We start from the raw sequence: 2220 nt of genomic DNA on the forward strand, positions 1-2220 counted from the left end.
ACCTTTCGCCGGTACCAGTCGTCCACCCGATCATCAGCCAAATAAGTGTCAGCTCGGATATACGGAATTAGGTCATATAGGGTAACTGCTTCAACGGGCGTCACTCCATATCCTATTGACGTGACCGACGCATCCCCTAGCCCTTCGAACAAACTGGTTGTATGAATCGCGTCCGCGGCAAGCGATTGAAAAAAAGCAGCCTTAACACGCTCTGCGGCAAGCCGGCGTCCGATGTTGGCAGGATGCAATTCGGCCGTGTCCTGCATTCCACCCCAAAGCAGGATATTTTCGCGTGGAACTAAGCTCGAAAAATGTTCGACTAGATAGCTTACGGTGTTAGGGAAAGACCGGTTCAGCGCAATACGCACATGATGACCTCTGGCCTCACGGAGCATTGCGTCGGCGAGGGCGAAAGAATATCGCCCTATGCCACGGTCTCGGCTACCGGATGTCTGACAGGCTTGTAAATCAATAATTAACTTCATAACGGTAAGCCACTCCCATTAGCGTCGGAAGAACACACGGAAAATGCGCAAAGCAACGGGACGGAAAGTCATATAAATTCTGCGAAGAACGTAACTCCTCACCAACAGGCCTCGTCCGCACATCCGAACAGACCGGATCGGTTTTGTGATTCGCCACGACGTGCTTCGGTGAATTGCCTGGATGTTCGCCTCGATTGATGCCCCCCGTGCCCGCATCCGAACGGCTTCCGCGTGTGCTCGCTCAAGGTTCATTTTCGACTGGTGTAGTTCATTATGTAAGTTAGCGGCGTCAGCATGTAAGCGTGCAAGTTCAGCGGTTTTATGGTTAAGTTCAGCGGTTCTATGGTTAAGTTCCGCAGATCTATGTTCGAGCTCAGCGCGCTTTTCTGCAACTCGAAGGGTGAGGCGTTGATTGTCGTCAACCAGGGAACGACGCATTCGCTCGAGTTTAACGATCCGTTCATCCGCCACGCCGAGCTGGTCTTTTGTCATACCGAGTTGCCCAACCGTTTCAGCCAGTCGTTCCGCAGTAACTTGAAGCTGCGTGCTGACCTCGCCCAACTCCTTGGTCGCAGCATTCCGCTCTTTCGAGGTTTTCTCTAGTTCCTCCGCAACCATCGCTAGCTTGGCTTCGTCATCCTTGCCTTTTTTCTCGTCGGCGGTCAGATAGCGATCAAATACATTTGGAGGTGCGATGAACGAGTTTTTGAGGTAACCCCGTTCTTGAGGCACGAAGTATTTATTAAGTCCGTCGAAATAAACGTATTCGTACGCCGCTGCAATAAGCACGTCTTCCCAAGCAGGATCAGCAAGTTCGTCCGACATCGGAATAGTCGCCTCTACAACCACAACCCACGGACGCCATTTTTGAAGGTCGATGCTAAGCAACACGTCCTTTTCAGCTCCCTCGACGTCAATTTTCAGGAAGTGGATCTTGGTGACCCCTTCCTCCGCCAAAATTGCATCTAGTCGGCGCACAGGCGCTGTTGTCTTTTTGACCTTGAATCCTGCTTCCCGATGCATTGCTGCTTGCTGTTCATCGATCGTAGAGAGGCCCGTGTCCTCAATCTCATAAAAGTCGATCGTTTCCTCGCCAGTGCCCGCGACTGCCCGAATGTTCGTGTCTTTTGGCCTCGCTTCAGCCAGCTTTTGGTACCAAAACTGAACCGGTTCAATATTGATCCCCGTCCATCCGGCCTCGTAGAACGCCTTAGTTACAGAAAATACGTCTGGGTCCTGGGCGCCTACGTCGACGTAGAAACCAATTGAAACATCGGCGAGCGCTCTCCTTAGAAGGACATCTTCCCGGTTTTGCGCATAAGATACAAAAGGCATAAGGTCCTCTTAGTGTGTGTGGTTGCTAAGATTGAACCACATCGGAAATTGGAGCTTTGAGAAGATCATTCGAGCGCGTTGTCCTTTTGTTAAAAACGGATGGATGCTCTTCCTGTCTAAGGATTTTCCGCGCGCCGACGATGAAAAAACTCGAAGGATCATCACCCTAGACTTTCGTTCTTAACTTTTCCGCCAACGATACATTCTAAAAAACCGCCCCACGCGCTTGGGCGCGACCCTCATGAATAGAAACTTCAGGGGCGTACACTTGATGCGCGCAGAGACAGTGGCCGTATGCTTCTTGGAGGTCTCGACCCCGTCAAAAAACCTGGCCCAGGGGAAGCTGCGGACTCATCTGTGGCGGCGTCTTCGGACGACCCCGTTTAGGAAATTGATTTAT

At 51.4% G+C, this 2220-nt stretch carries 1 protein-coding gene and 1 pseudogene; both read right to left on the minus strand.

Annotated elements, in window-relative coordinates:
- Positions 1-485: pseudogene (locus tag ACRXB1_RS34920) on the minus strand (glycosyltransferase); the annotation flags it as partial.
- Between the two features lie 18 nt (positions 486-503).
- Entirely contained in the window at positions 504-1820 is a 1317-nt protein-coding gene (locus ACRXB1_RS34925) for an FkbM family methyltransferase (protein WP_449494640.1), read from the minus strand.
- Between the last annotated feature and the right edge of the window lie 400 nt (positions 1821-2220).

This window comes from Caballeronia sp. M23-90 (genome assembly GCF_053574605.1).